This window comes from Streptomyces sp. NBC_01465, from assembly GCF_036227325.1.
In the GTDB taxonomy this organism is placed as follows: Bacteria; Actinomycetota; Actinomycetes; order Streptomycetales; family Streptomycetaceae; genus Streptomyces.
On the sequence record NZ_CP109467.1, the window covers coordinates 8,006,842 to 8,026,623 of the forward strand.

The 19,782-nt window shown below is 68.7% G+C and carries 11 protein-coding genes and 2 pseudogenes; 5 read left to right on the forward strand and 8 right to left on the reverse strand.

Annotation, left to right across the window (positions count from 1 at the left end; all coding sequences use genetic code 11):
• Nucleotides 1-219 precede the first annotated feature (219 nt).
• Nucleotides 220-1,782 (reverse strand): apiosidase-like domain-containing protein, encoded by a 1,563-nt coding sequence (locus OG707_RS37155; RefSeq protein WP_329126282.1) that lies wholly within the window; start codon nucleotides 1,780-1,782, stop codon nucleotides 220-222.
• Between the two features lie 289 nt (nucleotides 1,783-2,071).
• On the opposite strand from OG707_RS37155, the gene OG707_RS42480 reads away from it, so the two are divergent.
• Both OG707_RS42480 and OG707_RS37165 read left to right on the forward strand, forming a co-directional pair.
• Nucleotides 2,072-2,650: a Gfo/Idh/MocA family protein gene (locus OG707_RS42480; protein WP_443071442.1), complete on the forward strand. Its 579-nt coding sequence runs from the start codon at nucleotides 2,072-2,074 to the stop codon at nucleotides 2,648-2,650.
• A complete protein-coding gene (locus OG707_RS37165) occupies nucleotides 2,647-4,779 on the forward strand; it encodes an alpha-galactosidase (RefSeq protein WP_329126283.1) in 2,133 nt (710 codons plus the stop codon). The genes OG707_RS42480 and OG707_RS37165 overlap by 4 nt, the downstream gene beginning before the upstream one ends.
• Nucleotides 4,780-4,891: 112 nt before the next feature.
• On the opposite strand, the gene OG707_RS37170 is transcribed toward OG707_RS37165, so the two are convergent.
• The 3 genes and pseudogenes from OG707_RS37170 to OG707_RS37180 form a co-directional block, all read right to left on the reverse strand.
• Nucleotides 4,892-5,626 (reverse strand): WD40/YVTN/BNR-like repeat-containing protein, encoded by a 735-nt coding sequence (locus OG707_RS37170; protein ID WP_329126284.1) that lies wholly within the window; start codon nucleotides 5,624-5,626, stop codon nucleotides 4,892-4,894.
• 271 nt (nucleotides 5,627-5,897) lie between these two features.
• A complete protein-coding gene (locus OG707_RS37175; protein WP_329126285.1) occupies nucleotides 5,898-7,424 on the reverse strand; it encodes an alpha-N-arabinofuranosidase in 1,527 nt (508 codons plus the stop codon).
• Nucleotides 7,425-7,713: 289 nt separating this feature from the next.
• Nucleotides 7,714-8,121: pseudogene (locus OG707_RS37180) on the reverse strand (sugar hydrolase); the annotation flags it as partial.
• Between the two features lie 606 nt (nucleotides 8,122-8,727).
• On the opposite strand from OG707_RS37180, the gene OG707_RS37185 reads away from it, so the two are divergent.
• From OG707_RS37185 to OG707_RS37195, 3 genes are all read left to right on the forward strand, one after another.
• Entirely contained in the window at nucleotides 8,728-10,161 is a 1,434-nt protein-coding gene (locus OG707_RS37185) for a non-reducing end alpha-L-arabinofuranosidase family hydrolase (protein WP_329126286.1), read from the forward strand.
• A gap of 106 nt (nucleotides 10,162-10,267) precedes the next feature.
• The gene (locus tag OG707_RS37190; protein ID WP_329126287.1) at nucleotides 10,268-11,890 is read left to right on the forward strand and encodes a glycoside hydrolase family 43 protein; all 1,623 of its coding nucleotides are present in this window, start codon (nucleotides 10,268-10,270) and stop codon (nucleotides 11,888-11,890) included.
• A gap of 507 nt (nucleotides 11,891-12,397) precedes the next feature.
• Nucleotides 12,398-13,105 (forward strand): FadR/GntR family transcriptional regulator, encoded by a 708-nt coding sequence (locus OG707_RS37195; protein WP_329126288.1) that lies wholly within the window; start codon nucleotides 12,398-12,400, stop codon nucleotides 13,103-13,105.
• Between the two features lie 73 nt (nucleotides 13,106-13,178).
• On the opposite strand, the gene OG707_RS37200 is transcribed toward OG707_RS37195, so the two are convergent.
• From OG707_RS37200 to OG707_RS37215, 4 genes and pseudogenes are all read right to left on the reverse strand, one after another.
• Nucleotides 13,179-14,495, reverse strand: a complete 1,317-nt coding sequence (locus OG707_RS37200) for a ricin-type beta-trefoil lectin domain protein (protein WP_329128182.1) — start codon at nucleotides 14,493-14,495, stop codon at nucleotides 13,179-13,181.
• 75 nt (nucleotides 14,496-14,570) lie between these two features.
• Nucleotides 14,571-16,556 carry an alpha-L-fucosidase gene (locus OG707_RS37205; RefSeq protein WP_329126289.1) on the reverse strand — a complete coding sequence of 662 codons (1,986 nt, stop codon included), beginning with the start codon at nucleotides 16,554-16,556 and terminating at the stop codon, nucleotides 14,571-14,573.
• 34 nt (nucleotides 16,557-16,590) lie between these two features.
• Nucleotides 16,591-18,198: a glycoside hydrolase family 27 protein gene (locus OG707_RS37210; RefSeq protein ID WP_329126290.1), complete on the reverse strand. Its 1,608-nt coding sequence runs from the start codon at nucleotides 18,196-18,198 to the stop codon at nucleotides 16,591-16,593.
• Nucleotides 18,199-18,264: 66 nt separating this feature from the next.
• A pseudogene (locus OG707_RS37215) lies at nucleotides 18,265-19,737 on the reverse strand (endo-1,4-beta-xylanase); the annotation flags it as partial.
• Nucleotides 19,738-19,782: the final 45 nt, after the last annotated feature.

The window sequence follows — 19,782 nt, forward strand, 5'->3', positions numbered from 1 at the left end:
CGTCGGTACACCCCCAAGTGGCCACCCGGAGCAGAAAGGTTGCCGCCTCAATCATTTTTCTCCGAGACGCGGCCGCGACGGTCCTGTTCTCCCTGCCGACTCCCGTGATCACGTCACGGGACCGGCGCGACAACGCGACGCCGGCGGCGAGCGTCCGGCACGGGCAACGCCCGGTTCCGTACAGTCGCTCTCCCGCCGGCCGCAACCTGACGCAGCCCCCTACGCGTCCGCCCCCTCGAAGCACAGATAGACCAGCGGCTCCCCCTCCGGCGCTTCGACGGGGGCGAGCGGTCCGGTGCGTGCGCCGGAGGCGATCGTTTTGCCCGTGCGCGGGTCCATCACGCGGTACGGCAGCGGCACCGTGTCACCCGCGTCGGGGCTGAACTGCAGCGTCCCGCCGTGCTCGCTGTAGGCGAGGAAGAGGCGGCCGGGGGAGAGGAGCCCGCGGGTGGCGAGGCAGGTCTGCCAGTCGGGGGCCATGTCGGTGGTCGGGACGCCGTCGAGGATGCGGCGCAGCAGGCCGACGTACGTGGACCCCTCGAAGTCCAGGGCCTCGCGCCAACTCGCACCCGGCGCCATGAAGAACGGGGCCTGGCCAGGCTCGTCCACGCGCTGCACCCACTGCCACAGGCTGCCCGCCCCGTACACGACGCCCATCGTGCCGCCCGCGCACAGGTTGCTCCACGCCTCGTGCCCCTGCCACCAGCCGGCCGCCACGCCTCGCCCACCGGTGTGTTCGTAGCTGGGCTCGCCGTTGGCGACGGCCTTGACGGGGAGGTTGCGCCACATGTCGGCGACGCGCTCGGGCAGATGCTCGCCGCGGTGACCGGTCTGGCACCACTGGAAGTCCAGCCAACTGGCCTCCTGCGAGGCGTTGTTGGGGCCGTGCGGGCGGTAGTGGATGCCGGTGGGCTGGTGGTAGCCGTCCCAGGCTTCGATCTCGCGGCCACCGGCGGCGATCTGTGGTTCGTCGCCGCGCCCGTCCGCGCCGACCAGCCAGACGGCGGGCGAGGCACCGTACCGCGCGACGAGATACCGGCAGTAGCGGGCGTACGAGGCGGGCGGCACGACAGGGCCGGCGACCCGCAGGCCCTTCCAGCCGAAGCCGTGGAAGACGGGCTGGAGGACGGGCACGATCCCGTGCGCGTCGAGGATGCCGAGGAGTTCGTCCAGGCGTTGGAAGTACGCCGGGACCATTCGGTCGAGCCCCCCGTCCCGCAGGTCCTCGAAGGCGATGTCGAAGCCGCCGTCGGCAGTGCGGTCGCGCGGGCCGCGGGCGTCCATGTCGGGCATGACGCTCATCAGGAGCGCCGCGTTGAAGCCCTTGGCGGCGCGGTCGGCGGCGTACGTGCGGGCCTGCTCGGCCGTGGCGCGCCAGGGCAGGCCCCAAGCTGTGTCGGCGACGATGAGGGCGGGCGCGCCGTCGGCGTGCACGAGGCTGCGGCCGCCCGGTGACATCCGCCAGAAGCCGTGGCGGCGGAAGGGGGAGGCGGCGGCGGGGTCCGTCTCGCCGATGGTCAGGGTTCCCGTACGGCCGTGAAGTCCCGGATCCGCCACGCTGCTGACGGTCCGCCAGGTCCACTCACCGGCCAGTCCTGGTGAGGCGAAGCGGACGGCCCAGCGGCGGCCGCCGTCCCAGAAGGCCGGCCTGCGGACGACCGTTCCGCTGGCGGGGTGTCTGAACTCGGCCTCCAACTCGACCTCGGTGTACGGGAATTGGTGGTCCTTCGCGGCTTCGAACGCGATGTCCACCGGGGACCAGGGGGTGTGCGGCTCGGTCACGGGGTTCGGATCCGTTCTCTCGGCGAAGGCCGAATCTCTCGACGGCCCGATCTTGCCAACCCACTCGTCGACGCGCTGCACCAAAGCAGTGGTGAAGCGCTTCGACGCTGCCATCGCCCCTGATCGGGTGTCAATGCCCGAAATGAAGAAAGCTTCTTTTAGCCCAACCCCTTGTCTCGCTGGAAAGACCTCATTAGCTTGCATTGTGAAGTGAAGCGCTTCGACACTCTCGCGCTCTCCCTCGGGGAAGGGCCGCCCCGGCCGACAGGAAGGAAGCCGAGATACCACCATGGCGACCATCGCCGACGTGGCCCGGCGCCGTGTGCAGCGCTCCATGGTCGAGCTCGGCTACCACCCCAACGCCGGCGCCAAGGCGCTGGCCGGCCGCCGCTCGCACATCACCGCGCTCGTCACCCTGCTCGGTCCGGTGCGCAAGGTGGTCGGCATGACGTCCGCCTCGCGGTCTGAGCGCACCGTCGGCCACGGTCCGCGCGCGGGCACCACATTCCCGGTGGAGGTGGCCACCCACGTCGCCGGCGTTCTGGAGCACGCGAGTGGGGCGCTGTCGACGCTGGTGATGTCGTTCGACGTCTGGGCAGCGGGCCTGCCGCACATCGAGATCTACGGAACGGAAGGCTCGCTGTCCGTCCCCGACCCCAACCACTTCGACGGCCCGGTGCGCCTCTTCCGGGCCGGCGCGGAGACCAAGGACTGGGAGGACGTACCCGTGCGGGTGCCGAAGCCGGACAGTCGGTCCACATCACCAGCACCCCCGTGCGGCCCGCTGCCGTACCGGCGCACGCGGGCCGGGCGTTCGCCGCGCACACCGGCCGCTGACACCGAAGAAGCGAAGGAACACGCATTATGATGGACACCCGCGTTCTCCTCGACTGGGGCCACGACGCCCTGCGCCTGATCATCGACGCCGACCAGGACGGCCGTCCGCGACTCCGTCACCTGGGCGCCCCCGATGCCGTGCCCAGGCCGGCCGGTTCGAGGGAGTCGCTGCCGCTGGTCGGGTCCGTCGTGGGTGCCCGGGGTCCGGATCCGTCGAGCCGGCGCCTGGTCGACAGTGTTGGCGAACGGCTGCGCTACCTCAGCCACGACGCCCGGCGCGACGGGGACTGGCACCAGCTGACCGTCCGCCTGCACGACCCCGAGACGGACCTCGCCGCTGACGTGGTCTACCGCTCGCCCGACGGCATCCCGGTCCTGCGCGCACACGTGGAGCTGCGCAACGGAGGCAGCAACCCGCTCGACCTGGAGTCGGTCACCTCCCTCGTCCTCGGCGTACTGACCACGGACCCGGCTCAGTTGGCGACCGCGGACCTGCTGTGGGCGGAGAGCGACTGGATGGACGAGCACCGCTGGCAGCGGCGCCCGTTGCGCGAGGCCGTCCCGCACATCAGCGGCCGCGTCCACCAGTCCTACCGCATGGGGACCTTCACCGTCGCCGGGAAGGGTTCCTGCTCCAGCGGCGGTCACCTGCCGATGGGCGCGCTGAGCGACCGCGAGACGGGGCGGACCTGGCTGTGGCAGCTGGAGACCAACGGCGGCGGCTGGCAGTGGGATTGCGGGGAGAACATGGACACGGGATTCCTGTCCCTGTCCGGCCCCACCAACGTCCGGCACGGCTGGTCGCACCGTCTTGAGCCGGGGGCGGGTTTCACGACCGTCCCCGTGGCCCTCGCCCTCGCCGAGACCGGCGGCATCGACGGGGCGTTCGCCGCGCTCACCAGCTACCGGCGGGCGATCCGCCGCCCGCACCCCGACCACCAGAACCTCCCCGTCATCTTCAACGACTACATGAACTGCCTGATGGGCGACCCGACCACGGCCCGCCTGCTGCCGCACATCGATGCCGCCGCCGAGGCGGGCGCCGAGTATTTCGTCATCGACGCCGGCTGGTACGACGACGGGGACGGCGGCTGGTGGACCACCGTCGGCGCGTGGGAGCCCGCCCCCTCCCGCTTTCCCGGCGAGGGCGGCCTGGGGGAGGTCATGGACCGGATACGGGAGCGCGGCATGGTGCCGGGACTGTGGCTGGAACCCGAAGTGGTGGGCGTGCACAGCCCGATCGCCGACACCCTGCCCGACGAGGTGTTCTTCCGCCGCAACGGCGCTCGTGTCAACGCGAACGGACGCTTCCACCTCGACCTGCGCCATCCCGCCGCCCGCGCCCACCTGGACGCGGTGGTGGACCGGCTCGTAGCCGACTTCGGCGTCGGCTACTTCAAGCTCGATTACAACGTGGACGCTGGTTCCGGCACCAGCAGTCACCCCGGTGAGGCCCCGGCGGACGGCCTGCTCGGCCACAACCGCGCCTTCCTCGACTGGCTGGACGGTGTGTTGGACCGCCACCCGGGCCTCGTCCTGGAGAGCTGCGCCTCCGGCGGCAAGCGCGCCGATTACGCCCTGCTCTCGCGCGTCCAGCTGCACTCCACCAGCGACCAGCAGAACCTGGAGTTGTACGCCCCGATCGCGGCGGCCGCACCCACCGCGGTCACCCCGGAACAAGGGGCGGTGTGGGCCTACCCGCTGCCCGACGACTCCCTCGACGAGGTCGCCTTCACCATGGCCAGCGCCCTTCTCGGCCGCATTCACCTCTCCGGCCTCCTCCCCGAACTCGCCCCCGATGCCCTCGCGTTGACGCACGAGGCGGTCGCCGTCCACAAGGCGATCCGCAGTGACCTGGCCACCGCTGTCCCCGCCTGGCCACTGGGCCTCCCCGGCTGGTACGACCCGTGGATCGCCCTGGCTCTGCACACACCCGACACCACGTACGTCACCGTGTGGCGCCGTCCCGGTGACGACTCCGACGAGTCGGCCGTTCTCCCGTTCCCGACCCTTCGCGGCGCCCGGGCCGGCGTCGACGTGCTGTACCCCTCCACCACGAAGGCGCAAGCCACGTGGGACCCGGAGGCCGCAACGCTCGACGTCTCCCTCCCGTCGGCCCCTTCGGCGGTGCTGCTCCGTCTCTCCACCCGCCCGGAGTGAACCGAGAGAACAAAGAGCGACGGCTCCGCACCGGGGAGGTGCGGAGCCATTCATTCTCGGTACGGACCATCCGGTCACGGCAGGTGCGGATCGCTGTGACCGGAGTCGGACGTCACTTCGGGTCTCCGTACATGACTCCCCGTCCGTTGGGCCCGAAGTAGACGCGGCCGTAGATCCGGGGGTCTCCGCTGATGGTGTTGCCCGTCCAGGCGTACTGGTGGCGGTCGTCGTTGATACGGATCCCCGTCCGGCCCGCGTCGTCGGACCGGAAGATGCCGCCCTCCTGGCCCGGCACCGCCTTGAACCGGACGTTCCCCGCAGTGGGCAGGCCGGAAGCCGCCGTGGCTTTGAAGCTCTTGCCGCCGTCCGTGCTGAGGTAGAAGACGCCGGATCCGTAGGCGTAGAACTTCGCGGGGTTCACCCGGTCGGAGCGCACCGAAACCCCGGCCGGTAGCCCCTCCGACGCCGTCCAGGTGGCTCCGTGGTCGTCGGACCAGCCCGCCGGAGCTCCCGCCGGTGACCAGACGATCCGCCTGCCGTCGGCGCTGATGGCGACGGCCTGGTCGTCGACTCCGGGTCCGGTGACGCCGGACGGCTCACTGCGCGAGGGCGTCCAGGTGTCGCCGCCGTCGGTGGAGATGCCGAAGTGCTGGGTCCAGCCGCCGGCGGGGTTGCCGACCCGCACGATGGTGTGGGGCGCCAGCTCCGCGTAGTCCAGGGCAGGCGTGGTCACGAAGGTCGGATTGTCGTACATCTGCGTGGCCTTGTTCAGATCCGTGTGCCGGAAGCCGCCGACGTCCCCCACGCCCGAGAAGAGGTGCGCCGGACCGGCGGGCGGGCTGATCACGCAGCCGATCGAGGTCTCCCATGAAGTGACCGGAGTCGAAGGGGTCGATCTGGACGGACTCCATCATCCAGCCCAGCTTCGGTGCGATCTCGGGAAGCGACGGCGAGCCGTTCCAGGTCAGCCAGGGGGCGGCGGAGATGTCGATGTCGTAGCGCAGGATGCGCTCGGAGTTCGTGTCCAGGGACGAGTTGGCGGTGCCGGACGCCACGGTGTCGCCGTGGATCACCGTCCCCACGGCGGTGTCGGGCGTCCGGCACGTCATGACGGCGCCTCAGTGCGCGCGGTCCACGGGGGCCTCGACGGTGACGAACGAGTGGGGAGGCAGCGTCAGAACGAGCCCCTGACCTGTCGGCTTCACGCCGTCGAACGGGCGCGGAACCACCGCCTCGGGCGAGTCCGGGGAGTTGTGGACCTGGAGCCTGTCCGCGGTCAGCAGACGAGCGGTCGGCTCGCCGACCGTTCCCCCGCGCAGGTCGAGTGTCACCTCGACCGGTTCCTCGGCGTCCAGATTGGACACTGAGATCAGCACCTCGCCGTCCTTGACGCTGGCCGAGGCGGACAGCGTGTCGAGCTCGGCGTCGCCCACCCGGCGCCGGGCATCCTCGGTGCGCAGGTGCACGGCGAGGGAGGTGGCGTCCTGGTGGCCCTTGTTCATCTCGAAGACGTGGTAGGTGGGGGTGAGGACCAGCGCGTCGCCGTCGGTGAGGATCATGGCCTGCAGGACGTTGACGGTCTGCGCGATGTTCGCCATGTACAGGCGTGCCGCGTGCTTGTGGAAGATGTCGAAGTGGGTGCTGGCCACCAGCGCGTCGCGCATGGTGTTCTGCTGGAACAGGAAGCCCGGGTTGGTACCCGGTTCCACGTCCCACCAGGTGCCCCACTCGTCCAGGACCAGGCCGACCTTCCGGCCCGGGTCGTAGATGTCCATGACGGTGGAGTGACCGGTGAGGATACGGTCGATCTGCTGTGCCGAGGCCATGGTGCGGTAGTAGCCCTCGATGTCGAAGCCGGTGGCACTGCCCTTCGACTCCCAGGTGCCGATCATCGTGTAGTGGTGCACGGATATGGCCTGGAAGAACGTGCGTGGAGTGGCCACGCAGCCGAAGCAGTTGATCTGCTCCATCAGGGTGCGCGTCCACTTGTAGTCGTCGCCGGCCGCGCCCGAGGCGATGCGGTACAGCTTGTTGTCGCCGTGGTCGCGGCAGTACGTGGCGTACTGCCGGGCCAGGTCCGCGGAGTACTCGGCACGCATGTTGCCGCCGCACCCCCAGGTCTCGTTGCCGATACCCCAGAACTTCACCCGCCAGGGCTCGTCGCGGCCGTTGGCCCTGCGCAGCCTGGCCATGGGGCTGTCGCCGTCGCGGGTCAGATACTCGACCCACTCGCTCATCTCCTGCACGGTGCCCGAGCCGACGTTGCCGCTGATGTAGGGCTCGGTGCCCAGGAGTTCACACAGCGCCATGAACTCGTGGGTGCCGAAGTGGTTGTTCTCCTCGACGTCGCCCCAGTGGGTGTTGACCATCCGGGCGCGCTCCTCGCGCGGGCCGATGCCGTCCTTCCAGTGGTACTCGTCGGCGAAACAGCCGCCGGGCCAGCGGAGGTTGGGGATGTTCAGGGCACGCAGCGCCTGGACGACGTCAAGGCGGATGCCACCCTCGTTCGGGATCGTCGAGTCCTCCCCGACCCAGAAGCCGTCGTAGATGCAGCGGCCGAGGTGCTCGGCAAAGTGACCGTAGAGATGTCGGCTGATCGTCGGGCCCTCGATGTCGAGGTCGACGATGGCGGTAACGGTGGACATGGGGGCTCCAAGAGGCTCGGGAGAATTCTGTACCGGTAAGAGAGTTGAGGGGTGCCTGGAGGGGAGGCCGTCAAGAGACCGGGGTGAAGGGCGGCTGAGCACCTCCCCGTACAGAGCCTTCGAGACAGCTGTCGAGGAACTGGTTGACGCGACCGACCCGTGCTCATTGGCAAACATGGGCACGCCGTCCGAGGCCGGTTACCAGGCCGGCTTGCCCCCGCTGTCGCGGATGAGGTTGCCGTGGATGCCTGTGTTGATCGGAGGGCCACGTCTGCCCAGAGGCTGCAGTTTCCTGGTCCGTCCAGGTCCGAAGGTGTTCCCGCAGGTACGGCGAGACATTGTTCGGCCGCCCGTTGACGAGCATGTCGGACTAGTGGAGGACCCTCGGCCGTACCGAGGAGGACGAAGTCGATCTGTCCGTTTCGTTGTTGTGGGCCGGCCGGCGCTTGAGGACGGGGCCGTCATCCAGTACGCCGGGTCGTCGCCGCGTAGGCCGCAGGTGTACGCCGTGGCGTTCGCCGCCGTCAGGTGCGGGTTCTCGGCGCAGCCCTCCTCGTTCCTGCCCCGCAACGGGTGCCGCAGCAGACTGACCGTCGGCGCCCACACGTTGAGCCCCACCGCCTGCGGGAAGACGGCCGCCGGGCCCCATCCAGGCCGCTCCGTGCAGGGCCTCCTGCACGGAGCGGAGGGCGGCGAGCTTTCGGTCACGTACTCAGATCCCTTGAAGAGGAGAAGCAGGATGCGAAGCAGGAAGAAGACCTGGAGGCCGAGCTGGAGGTGGTGCAGGAGCAGATGAGTCGAGGTTCGAAGCGCTTCGATGTTCCGTCGCCCCGACCCAGACGTCAAGGCGTTCACCCAAGCTCACACCGATCCGCAGCAGACCCCGTCAACCTGCCACTCTCCAATGGCCTCAGGGGAAATTGACGCGAGCCTTGTGGCCCCACAGGCGGTCCCTTAACCTCGCTGCAACATCGAAGCGCTTCGAAGCGTCGCGTCACGAAGGGTTGAACAATGACGCCGAACTCGTTCGGTTGACCCGCCCAGGGGTGTCGGGTGTGGCTCTACGTCTTCTGCCGTCTATGGCTTCCGTGGATTGGCCGCCTGACACCCCACGACGACTCGGCTGCCAATTGGGAATCGCGAACTGATCGCTCTGGAGGGAATCGCCGGCGAGGTTATCCACTTGCTCGATACTTCGACCCTTGTTCGACAAGTCGGACGGTCAGGGTCGTACCAAACCGGCATCCGGGCAGCCTCTGACGGGCCAGACCGGAGTCGCTAACTCAAGGATGACGAGGTCCTTATGCGCAGACGTAGTTTCAGCCTCAGACGCCCGTCGGTGGTGCTCGCCGCCGCGGCCGCGGCCCTGGTCGCGTTGGTGTCGCTGCTTGTCGCCGGCCCGGCTCAGGCGGCCACCACCAGCGAGGTGCGCGGTGTGGATTCCGGCCGGTGTCTCGATGTGGAGGGCTTCAGTCGGACCGACGGCGCGAACGTGCACATCTGGGACTGCCACGGCGGGACCAACCAGCAGTGGACGTTGACGGACAGCAGCCAGCTGACCGTGTACGGCGACAAGTGCCTGGATGCCCGGGGCGCCGCCACCACGCCCGGGACCCCGGTGCAGATCTGGACGTGCAACGGCAGCGACAACCAGCAGTGGCGGGCAAACCCCGACGGCACGATCGTCGGCGTGCGGTCCGGACTGTGCCTGGAGGCCTCAGGCTGGGGCAAGGCCAACGGCACGCAGGCACGGCTCTGGTCATGCCAGGGCGGCGCCAACCAGAAGTGGACCGGCCTCTCCGGGGCGAGCAACGCATGTGCTCTCCCGTCCACCTACCACTGGACCTCGTCGGCCCCGCTGGCGGAGCCGAAGGCGGGGTGGGCCTCGCTGAAGGACTTCACCAGCGTCGTCTCCAACGGCAAGCACGTCGTCTATGCCACGACGCACAACACCCTCGCCGGTGACGATGGGCGCTGGGGATTGACGACCTTCAGCCCCTTCACGAACTGGTCCGACATGGCCACCGCCACCCAGAACACGATTCCCTTCGACGGCATCGCGCCGACACTGTTCTACTTCGCCCCGAAGAACCTCTGGGTGCTCGCCTACAACGGGGCCTGGCCATACAGCTTCGGCTACCGCACCTCGAGCGACCCCACCGATCCCAACGGCTGGTCCGCGCAGCAGGAGCTGTTCACGGGCACCCTCCCGAAGGGCGGGCCCCTCGACGTGACCCTCATCGGCGACGACACGAACATGTACATGTTCTTCGCTGACGACGAGGGCAGCATCTGGCGCGCCAGCATGCCCATCGGCAACTTCCCGGGCACCTTCGGTTCGTTCACGAAGATCATGAGCGACACGCCGCTCAACCTGTTCGAGGCCGTCGAGGTCTACAAGGTCCAGGGACAGAGCCAGTACCTCATGATCGTCGAGGCCCAGAATTACACGGGGTACGGCCGCTACTTCCGCTCGTTCACGGCCACCAGCCTCGACGGCACCTGGACACCGCAGGCCGACACCGTGACCAACCCCTTTGCCGGCAAGGCCAACAGCGGCGCGACCTGGACCAACGACATCAGCCACGGCGATCTGGTCCGCACCAACCCCGACCAGACCAAGACCATTGACCCCTGCAACCTGCAGTTCCTCTACCAGGGGCGCGACCCCGGCACCGACGGCACGGACTACGGCCTCCTGCCCTACCGGCCGGGCGTGCTGACACTGCAGCACTAGCCGATGGTGTGACGCGGGCTCTATATCCCCGTCTGACATTCGGAATTCTGTCCGATATTTCGAACTCCGTCTCTCGGTCCCCCACACGTGAGGAAGCTGATCCCGAATGTCCTGGTTCCAACAGCCCCACAGCCGCCGGGAAGTCATGGCGGCCACCGCCGGCCTGGCTGCGGCCGCCACGCTGCCGGCGACGCGCGCAGCGGCGAGCACGACAGCCCCGCACGAGCGGTTCACCAACCCGGTGATCTGGCAGGACTTCGCCGACCTCGAGGTCATCCGCGTCGGCGACACCTACTACTACACCGGCTCGACCATGCACTACTCGCCGGGCGCGCCCGTCCTGCGCTCCTACGACCTGGTCAACTGGGAGTTCATCGGCCACTCGGTACCGGTCCTCGACTTCGGCGACGCGTACGACCTCAACGGCGGACGGGCGTACGTCGGGGGTATCTGGGCGTCCTCGATGCGCCACCGCCCCAGCGACGAGACCTTCTACTGGGTGGGCCAGATCGGCTTCCAGCGGTCGTACGTGTACAGCGCCCCCGCCGCGGCGGGCCCCTGGACCCGGCACGCCGAGATCGGCAGCATCTACTACGACGCAGGGCTGCTTTTCGACGACGACGACACCCCGTACGTGGCGTACGGCAGCAACGAAATCCACGTCGCGCAGCTCGCCCCGGACATGCGCACCGAGGTCAGGTCCGAGCATGTGCTCACCAAGCCCGACGAGTTCGGCCTGATGGAGGGCTCCCGCTTCTACAAGATCAACGGGAACTACTACATCTTCGTCACCCGCCCGGCCGACGGCACCGCCGGGCAGTACATCTGGAAGTCCACCTCGGGCCCCTTCGGCCCGTACGAGATGCGGGAGGTCCTGTGGGACCTGCCCCGCCCGATCCCCGGCGGCGGTGTGCCGCACCAGGGCGCGCTGGTCGACACCCCGAACGGCGACTGGTACTACATGGGCTTCATCGACGCCTATCCCGGCGGCCGCGTCCCCGCCCTGGCCCCGGTCACCTGGAACGCCGAGGGGTGGCCCGAGCTCCAGACCGTCGACGGCGCGTGGGGCAAGACATACCCCTACCCGGTCACCCCGCACCCGCTCCCGCCCATGACCGGAGCCGACACCTTCGAGGGGACGGCGCTGGCGCCGTACTGGGAGTGGAACCACAACCCTGACACCGCCGCGTTCACCGTCGACAACGGGCTCACCCTCAGAGCCGCCACCGTCACCGAGGACCTGTACAACGCCCGGAACACCCTCACCCGCCGCATCCAGGGCCCCGCCTCCACCGCGACCGTCGTACTCGACTGCTCCGGGATGGCGGACGGCGACCGGGCCGGACTGGCGATGCTGCGGGACTCCTCGGCCTGGATCGGCGTCACGCGGCAGGACGGGGTCAGCAGGCTGGTGATGTTCGACGGCCTGACCATGGACACCGCCTGGAACACCAGCGGCACCGGCACCGAACAGGCCGGCGCAGACCTCCCCGCATCCGGAAGCCGCGTCTGGCTGCGCGCCGCCGCCGACATCAGCCCGGGGCCGGGCCGCCAGGCGACGTTCTCCTACAGCACCGACGGCACCACCTTCACCCCGCTCGGCCCGGCCTTCACCATGACCAACGCGTGGGAGTTCTTCCTGGGCTACCGTTTCGCCGTCTTCAATCACGCCACCCGGGCTCTCGGCGGCGAAGTGCTGGTGGAAAGCTTCGAGTTGAGCACGCCCTGACCGTCCTATTCAGTCCGGCCTTCAGCCGAACAGCACCGTCTGCGGTCGAGGCGTCGGCGACGTCCAGCGCCTTGCCGCTCTTGCGGTTGACCACCTTGTAGGTGCCCAGGTCCGCGGTGAGGGGGCGGTCGTAGACCTCCAGGTTGCGGATCGACGCGTACACCCCGGCGGGCAGCCCGGTGACGCGGACGTACCGTGCCTAGGCCTGGAACACGGCCGTCCGGACCTGGCGCGTACTGGGGGTGGCGGTGGCTCCGTCGACCGCCTTGGCCGCGGTGTTGCCGCCCGGCTGAGGCGTACGCCAGTAAGGAGATCCTGGAGCGCATCCGGGCCATCCGCCGTCGACGGCGGATGGCCCGGCCGATGAAAGGCGCCGACCTGGCCGTGGCCACGCGACGCGGCGCACGGCACGAACCTGCCGGCTGAAGATCTCTGCGATCATCTCCGTGCCCGAGGACCGATCAGGTCGGACGGGCCCATGGAGCACCATCCTGGAAGGAGTTCGCAGTGTCTCTGACGGACAAGGCCATAGCGCAGATCCGCGAGCTGATCCGCAGCGGTGCGCTGCCTCCGGGTTCCAAGCTGCCGCCGGAGCCGGAGCTGGCAGCCCAGTTGGGTCTGTCCCGCAACTTGGCCCGTGAGGCGGTCAAGGCGCTGGCCGTCGCGCGGATTCTGGAGATCCGGCGGGGTGACGGCACCTATGTGACCAGTCTGCAGCCGAGCCTGCTCCTGGAAGGTCTCGGCGGAGCGGTGGAGTTGCTGCAGGGCGACTCCGCGGCCCTGCGTGACCTCATGGAGGTGCGGCGTCTCCTCGAACCGGTCGCCACTGCCCTGGCTGCCACCCGGATCTCCACCGAGCAGCTCGCCGAGGTGAAGTGGCATCTGGACTCCATGCGCGAGGCTCGCGAAGACGTCGAGCTGCTGAACCTTCACGACGCCGCCTTCCACCGTGCCGTCATTTCGGCCACGGGCAACGAGACCCTGCTCACCCTCCTGGAGGGCATCTCCGGCCGTACTCTGCGCGCCCGGATCTGGCGCGGTCTGGTCGACACCCAGGCCTCGGGCCGGACCCTCGCCGAACACGAGGCGATCTTCCACGCGCTGTCCGCCCGCGACGCGGCCCTCAGCCAGGCCGCCGCACTGCTGCATGTGAACACCACGGAACAGTGGCTCAGAGAACACCTGCGCTCCGGCGCGGTCCCGCCCCTTCGGTAGACCGGTGCAGGTCGTTGCCGACGGAGCGGGCCATGTGCGGGGTGAAAAAGACGTTGTCCAGGTCTGGTCGGTGTCAGTTCTGCAGGCTCCAGTGCTGGTTCGCCCCGCTCGTGCAGCTCCACAGCTGGACCTTCGTGCCGTTGGCCGTTCCCCGGCCGTTGGCGTCCAGACAGAGCCCCGTCTGCACTCCTGTGATCGTGCCGTCGGGATTGACGTTCCACTGCTGGTCCGCCTGCCCGCTGCAGTCCCAGATCGCCGCAGGAGTGCCGTTGCCCGCCGACTGGCCGGAGGCGCCCAGGCACTTGTTGCCGTAGACGACGAGCTGCTTTCCCGCGGTGTAGGTCCACCGCTGGTTGGAGCCGCCGTTGCAGTCCCACAGCTGTGCCTGCGTGCCGTTGGCCGCGCTGGAGTTGTTGATGTCCAGGCAGCGCCCCGACTGCTGGCCGACGATCTCCTGGTTGCCGGAGGGCGGCGGCGTACTCGAGCCGAACTGGCTGAAGAACTGCCACACCGCTGCCGATGTCCAGGTCTGCCAGCCGTCGCCGGTCGAGCCGTCTATGGGACCGGGGTCGTGTCCCGCTCCGTCGAACGCGGCCCAGACGACGGGGTATCCGGACTTGCATCCGGAGTAGGTGGTGATGATGTGCGTCAGGCTTCCGTTGGCCGGCTCGGGCGGGTTCTGTGGGGTGCAGCCGTTCGCCCGGACGAAGGTGTCGCGCAGTTCACGTCCCGACGCGATGGGCAGCACGTTGTCCCTCAAGCCGTGCAGACCCATGTAGGCGATGGGCTGAGTGCCGCCGTTACAGCCGCTGAGATTCGCGCCGGAGTAGACCGCTACCGCGCGGAAGACCGTCGCCCGGGAGCAGGCGAGGGCGTACGACATCGCACCGCCGTAGCTGAAGCCCGCGGAGAACAGCTGGGTGGTGTCGACGCACAGACCTGCTTCGATCTGGCTGACCATCGCGTCGACGAAGGCGACGTCCTGACCGCCGGAGTTGGCCCAGCCGTTGCCGATGCCCTGGGGTGCGACGAAGATCGTGCCGTTGTTCGCGCTGTCCGCCAGGCGTCGGAGGCCGTAGTAGGACCAGTTGTAGCCGTCCGTTCCACCTGAATCGACGTCGTTTGCCGTACCGCCCCGCCAGTGGAATCCGAAGACCAGCCGGTAGGGGTGGTTGCTGTCGTAGCCGACGGGGACCCGCAGTATGTAACTCCGGTTCTGGCCGCCGCTCTGGATCGTGTGTGTCCCACTTGTCAGCGTCGGGGCTTTGCCACAGCCGGCTGTCGGCCCGGCTGCTGCTGTGGTGGTGGCCGACGCTTTCGCGCCGAGGCCGCTGCTGAACGAGGAGCCCGCGGCTGACAGGACGAGAATCAGCGCGGCTGCGATGGACATCAAGAGCGGTGTGCGTCTCATGCACTCCTTCTTCCGTGCGTGGGGATGGGGACGGAGCGTTGGTGACCGGGTGGTTCACACGCCGGTGATCGTCCATTCGTTGTTGGTGCTGGAGTTCGGCGTCCACATCACGGTCGTCGAGCCCGCTGCGGTGCTGCCGCTGCCGTCGAGCGCGGTGCCGGTGCCCCGGTTGACGATCTGGTAGCGGTTGGCGCCGAGGCTGGTGAGCGACCACTGCTGGTTGTTGCCGCCGTTCCACGCCGTCTGGCGGGCGGGAGCGCCGTTGGCGGAGTTGCCCCAGCTGTCGGCGGCCATGCCGTTGGTGCGGTTCATGAGGCGGTAGTAGCCGTTGCCGACGTCGATCAGCTGCCACTGCAGGTTGGAGCTGCCGTCGTAGTTCCACTGCTTGAGGTCGGAGCCGGAAGCGACGTTGCCTCCGCTGTCGAGCACCAGCCCGCTGGCCACGTTGGCGATCTTCACCCAGGTCGTGGAGCCGCCCGGCGGGCCCAGGACGGGTATCTCACCGGAGAAGGTGAGCTTGACCGTGTACGCCAGGGCACTGAACGGCGGATTGGACGAGGGCATGGTGAAGTGCAGGCCGGAGGAATCCTGGGTCGGTGCGGGCAGGTTGGTGTAGGTGCCGGCCGTGTTGTTCAGCAGTTGCGCGCCGGTCAGGCTGCTGAGGTTGATCTGGTTCGAGTTCAGCGTCGTGACGGTCATGGTGCCGCCCTGCCAGCCCAGCGCGGTCGCGTAGAGCACCTTGTTGTCCCGGCTGCGAGTGAACCGGACGTCCTGCGGCTTGCCTGCCACCGGTCCGCTGAACGAGCCGCCGCCCATCTTGGTGGGGCCCTCGCCGTAACTGCTCCAGGAGCGGGTGGCGTAGACCGCCTCTCCGAAGCGGCCTAGCCAGTCGCCCATGGCGAGCAGGATGGACTGCTGGCCGGAGGGGATGGTGCCGTCGGCCATCGGGGCGATGTTCAGCAGCATGCTGCCGCCCTTGCTGACCCGGTCGATCAGCGAGTGGAGCAGGGCCTGCGTCGAGTAGTAGCCGATGCCCTCCGTGTAGCACCAGCTGGAGGAGGAGATGCTGTCGTCGGTCAGCCAGTACGGGGTGAGCAGCCCTGCAGGGCCGCCGCGCTCGAAGTCGAAGACCTCACCCTTGTTGTTGAGGCCGTCCTTGTAGGTCGCGACCACGTCCTTGTTCCACGCGACCGCCTGGTTGTAGTAGTGCGCGAGGAACTGCAGCCGGTACGACTCCTGCACCAGGCCGAGGTCGAAGTCCTGCCAGACCAGGTCCGGTTGGTAGCCGTCGATGACCTCGACCAGCTTGTCGAACCAGAGCTTGTTCTCGGCGGCCGAGCCCTGCTGACCGTAGAGCGCGCGGAGCGCCGGGTCCGACTGGGACGGCACATGGTCGTAGAAGCCGTTGAAGTGATAGGCGTGGTGCAGGGAGGCCATGAACTTCAGCCCCTGCCCGCGGATGGCCTGCGCCTGCGCTCCCACCAGGTCGAGCTTCGGGCCGTGCTGGACCGAATTCCACGGGTTGGCGCGGCTGTTCCACATGGAGAAGCCGTCGTGGTGCTCGGCGACCGGTCCTGCGAATCTGGCGCCCGCCGCCTTGAACAGCCGGGCCCACGCGTTCGGGTCCCAACTGCCGCCCTGGGAGACCGGTTTGGGGGCGAACTGCACATGGTTGCCGGCCTTGTCGCGGGCGCCGTCGATGAAGTTGTTGTACGGCCAGGCCGAGGGGTCGCCATAGGTGGCGGTGTGGTGCTGGTTCTCGGACGAGCCGCCTATGTACATGTTGCGCGGATACCACTCGTTGCCGAACGCGGGGACGCTGAAGACGCCCCAGTGGTAGTAGATGCCGAACTTGGCGTCCTGGAACCAGGCCGGGGCCGGAGGGTGCTGGTCCACGGAGGGCCAGCTCGCGGTGTAGCTTCCGGGGCCGTCGGTCGCGGCGGCCGCCTCGGGGGCGAACCGCAGCAGGCCCAGGGCCGTGGCAGCGCCGGTCGCCGCCAGCAGCCGGCGCCGGCTGATCGGGAGTGAAGAGGAAGTCATATGAGCCTCTCGGGGGAGTCGAGGGAGGGCCGCCTCATCTCAGGGCCCACTGCTGGTTGCTGCTGCCGTTGCAGGTCCACAGCTGGGCGAGGGTTCCGTCGGCCGTGGCCGCACCTGTGACGTCCAGACACAGACCGGACTGCACGCCGGTGAGCGTTCCGTTGGAGTTCAGCGACCACTGCTGGTTCCGCTGGCCGTTGCACGGCCAGATCACCACCTTCGTCCCCGGCGTGGTCTGGTTGTTGTAGGCGTCCAGGCACATCCGGCTGCTGCCGGCGTAGACGGAGAGCTGGTCGTCGGTGTGCGTCCAGGTCTGGTTGGCACCGCCGTTGCAGCTCCAGATCTCCACCTGGGTGCCCGCGGTCTTTGTGTTGTCCGGTACGTCCAGGCACTTGCCCGCGCCGACCGCGTGCAGCGCGCCGGTCGCACCGGTGCCGCCGCTGGTGCCGCCCGCGACCCGGTACATCACCGTGCCGTGCGCGGGGACCGAGGCGCTGATCGTGCCGGAGGTGGTGGAGGACGCGCCCGACCACAGGTCGGTCAGGGCGTAGGAGGACGCGCCCGACTTGCCGATCGCGGCCGCTGTGGTGGAGATGGTCGCCGTCGAACCCGTCTCGTTGAACAGCGCCACCGACACGTCCCCGTTGGCGAGTGGCTTGGCCAGTACGTCCAGGCCGCCCGAGGACGACACCATGGTGCCCTGTCGGCCCAAGGGGTCCTGGTCCACGGCGATCACCCGGGAGTTGGTGAGCGTGGACAAGGTGTCCGCGCTCGCCTGGGGGATGTTGGTGCCCGCGATCAGCGGCGCGGCCATCTCGGCCCACAGACTGAACTCGCTGCGGCTCTCGGTCGTCGTCATCGAGCCGTTGCCGACCTCCAGCATGTCCGGGTCGTTCCAGTGGCCGGGGCCGGCGTAGGAGGCCAGTCCCACGTTGCTGTGGAAGATCGACAGCATGCTGGAGAAGGTCGGGCTGATGTCTCCGGTGGTGCGCCAGCTGTTGCCCACATCGGCGCCCCAGGTCCACACGTTGTCCTGGCCCCAGTTGCACAGGCTGTACAGGATCGGCCGGCCGGTGGCCGCGAGGGCGTCACGCATCGCGGTGTACCGGGACCGCGCGGGCGCCCCTGTGTTGTTGCAGTTGTCGTACTTCAGATAGTCCACGCCCCACGACGCGAAGGACTGCGCGTCGGTGGTCTCGTGCCCCAGGCTGCCCGGGTATCCGGCGCAGGTCGCGGTGCCCGCGTCCTCGTAGATCCCCAGCTTCAGACCCAGCGAGTGCACATAGTCGGCGGTGCCCTTGATGCCGTCGGGGAACTTCGCCGGGTCGGGCACCAGGCGGCCGCTGGAGTCGCGGTTGTGGGTCATCCAGCAGTCGTCGATGTTGACGTACGAATAACCCGCCGCCTGCATGCCGTTGGTGTGCATCGCCTGGGCGGTGGATTTGATGAGCGACTCCGAGACATCGCAGCCGTACGCGTTCCAGTCGTTGAAGCCCATCTGCGGGGTCGGCGCGAGCCCGTTGCCCAGCGCCATGGCGGGCTGCGCCGTACCGAGAGAGAGGAGGGGGAGAGCCGCGGTGAGCAGCGCGGCCGAGAAGCCGAGCGCCAGGGTTCTGCGCAGGGCTTTGGTGGACGTGGGCATAAGTCATCGACTCCTGAGCCGAGTTGGGGGAGCGGCGGACGCCGGTGCCGGGCGTCGGTCACCTCACTTGAGGTTCCAGTGCTGGTTGGCGCCGCCGTTGGAGTCCCACACCTGGGCGGGAGAGCCGTTGGCGGTCTGGCCGCCGGGGATCTCCAGCGCCCGGCCGGACGCGACGTTGATCAGGGTGTACGAACCGTCGCCGTTCCGGCTCGCCCGCCAGTGCTGGTTGGCGCCGCCGTTGGAGTCCCAGATCTCCATCCGCGTGCCGTTGCCCGTCTGACCGCCCGGCTCGTCCAGAACGCGCCCGTCGGCGATGTTGGTCAGGGTGTAGGAGCCGTCGCTGTTCTGGTTCGCCCGCCACTGCTGGTTGCCCGCGGTGCCGTTGGCGTCCCAGACCTGCACGGGTGTGCCGTTCCCCGTCTGTCCTGCCGGTACGTCGAGGACCCGGCCCGCGGCGACATCGGTCAGCGAATACACCGTCCCCGAGACGATGCCGCCTCCCGGGTTCCCCGTCCCTCCGCCGAGAGCGGACAGAGTCGCGTCGTAGGCGGACTTCTTGTTGCCGTTGTTGTCGAACAGCAGCGGATTCTCGCCCGTCCGCCAGGAGTCGCTGTCCCTGATCCCCCACGTCGTGATGCCGGTGCAGCGGGCCACGTTCATGCAGGCCTTGACCGTGTTCGCGTATGCCGTCGGTGACGCCTGCGCGATGTCCAGCTCCGTGCTCTGGACGTCGACGCCCAGTGCGGCGAAGTTCGACAGGGTGGTCTGGAAGCTGGAGGGCGGGCCGCCGGCGCCGAAGTGGGACTGGAAGCCGACGCAGTCGATGGGGACGCCGCGTGCCCTGAAGTCCTTGACCATGTTGTAGACGCCTTGGGTTTTGGCGTCGGTCCAGTTCTCGATGTTGTAGTCGTTGTAGCAGAGCTTGGCCGAGGAGTCGGTGGCGCGGGCGGTGCGGAAGGCATCTTCGATGAAGCCGTTGCCGAGGACGTTCTGGAAGACGGAGCTGCGGTGCTGGCCGCTGCCGCCGTCGGCGAACGCCTCGTTGACCACGTCCCAGGCGTAGATCTTGCCCTTGTAGTGGTTCATCTCGGTGGTGATGTGGTTGTTCATCACGCTGCGCAGGGTGTTCGCGTCGTTGATGGAGCTGACCCAGCTGGGCAGTTGGGAGTGCCAGACCAGGGTGTGGCCGCGCATCCGCTGCCCGTGCGCGGTGGCGTGATTGACGATCTGGTCGGCGGGGGCGAAGTTGAAGTTGCCGCGGGACGGTTCGGTGGCGTCCCACTTCATCTCGTTCTCCGGGGTGATCATGTTGAATTCCCGGTCGAGGATGGTCGAGTACGTCGAGTCACCGAGTTTCCCGGCGGCCACGGCGGTGCCGAAGTAGCGGCCGCTGTCGGCCGCGGCCGCGCCCAGCGTGCCGGAGGCCGCGTGAGCGGCGGGGCTCGCCGGGCCGACCAGGGCCAGTGCCGTGCCGGCTGTCAGACCGGCGACCAGAGTCAGGACCTTGCGCGGACGGTGCGTTGCGTTGTGCCAGGGCATGCGGGATCGATCTCCTTGTGCAGACGGGGGAGGGGCTGAGGCATG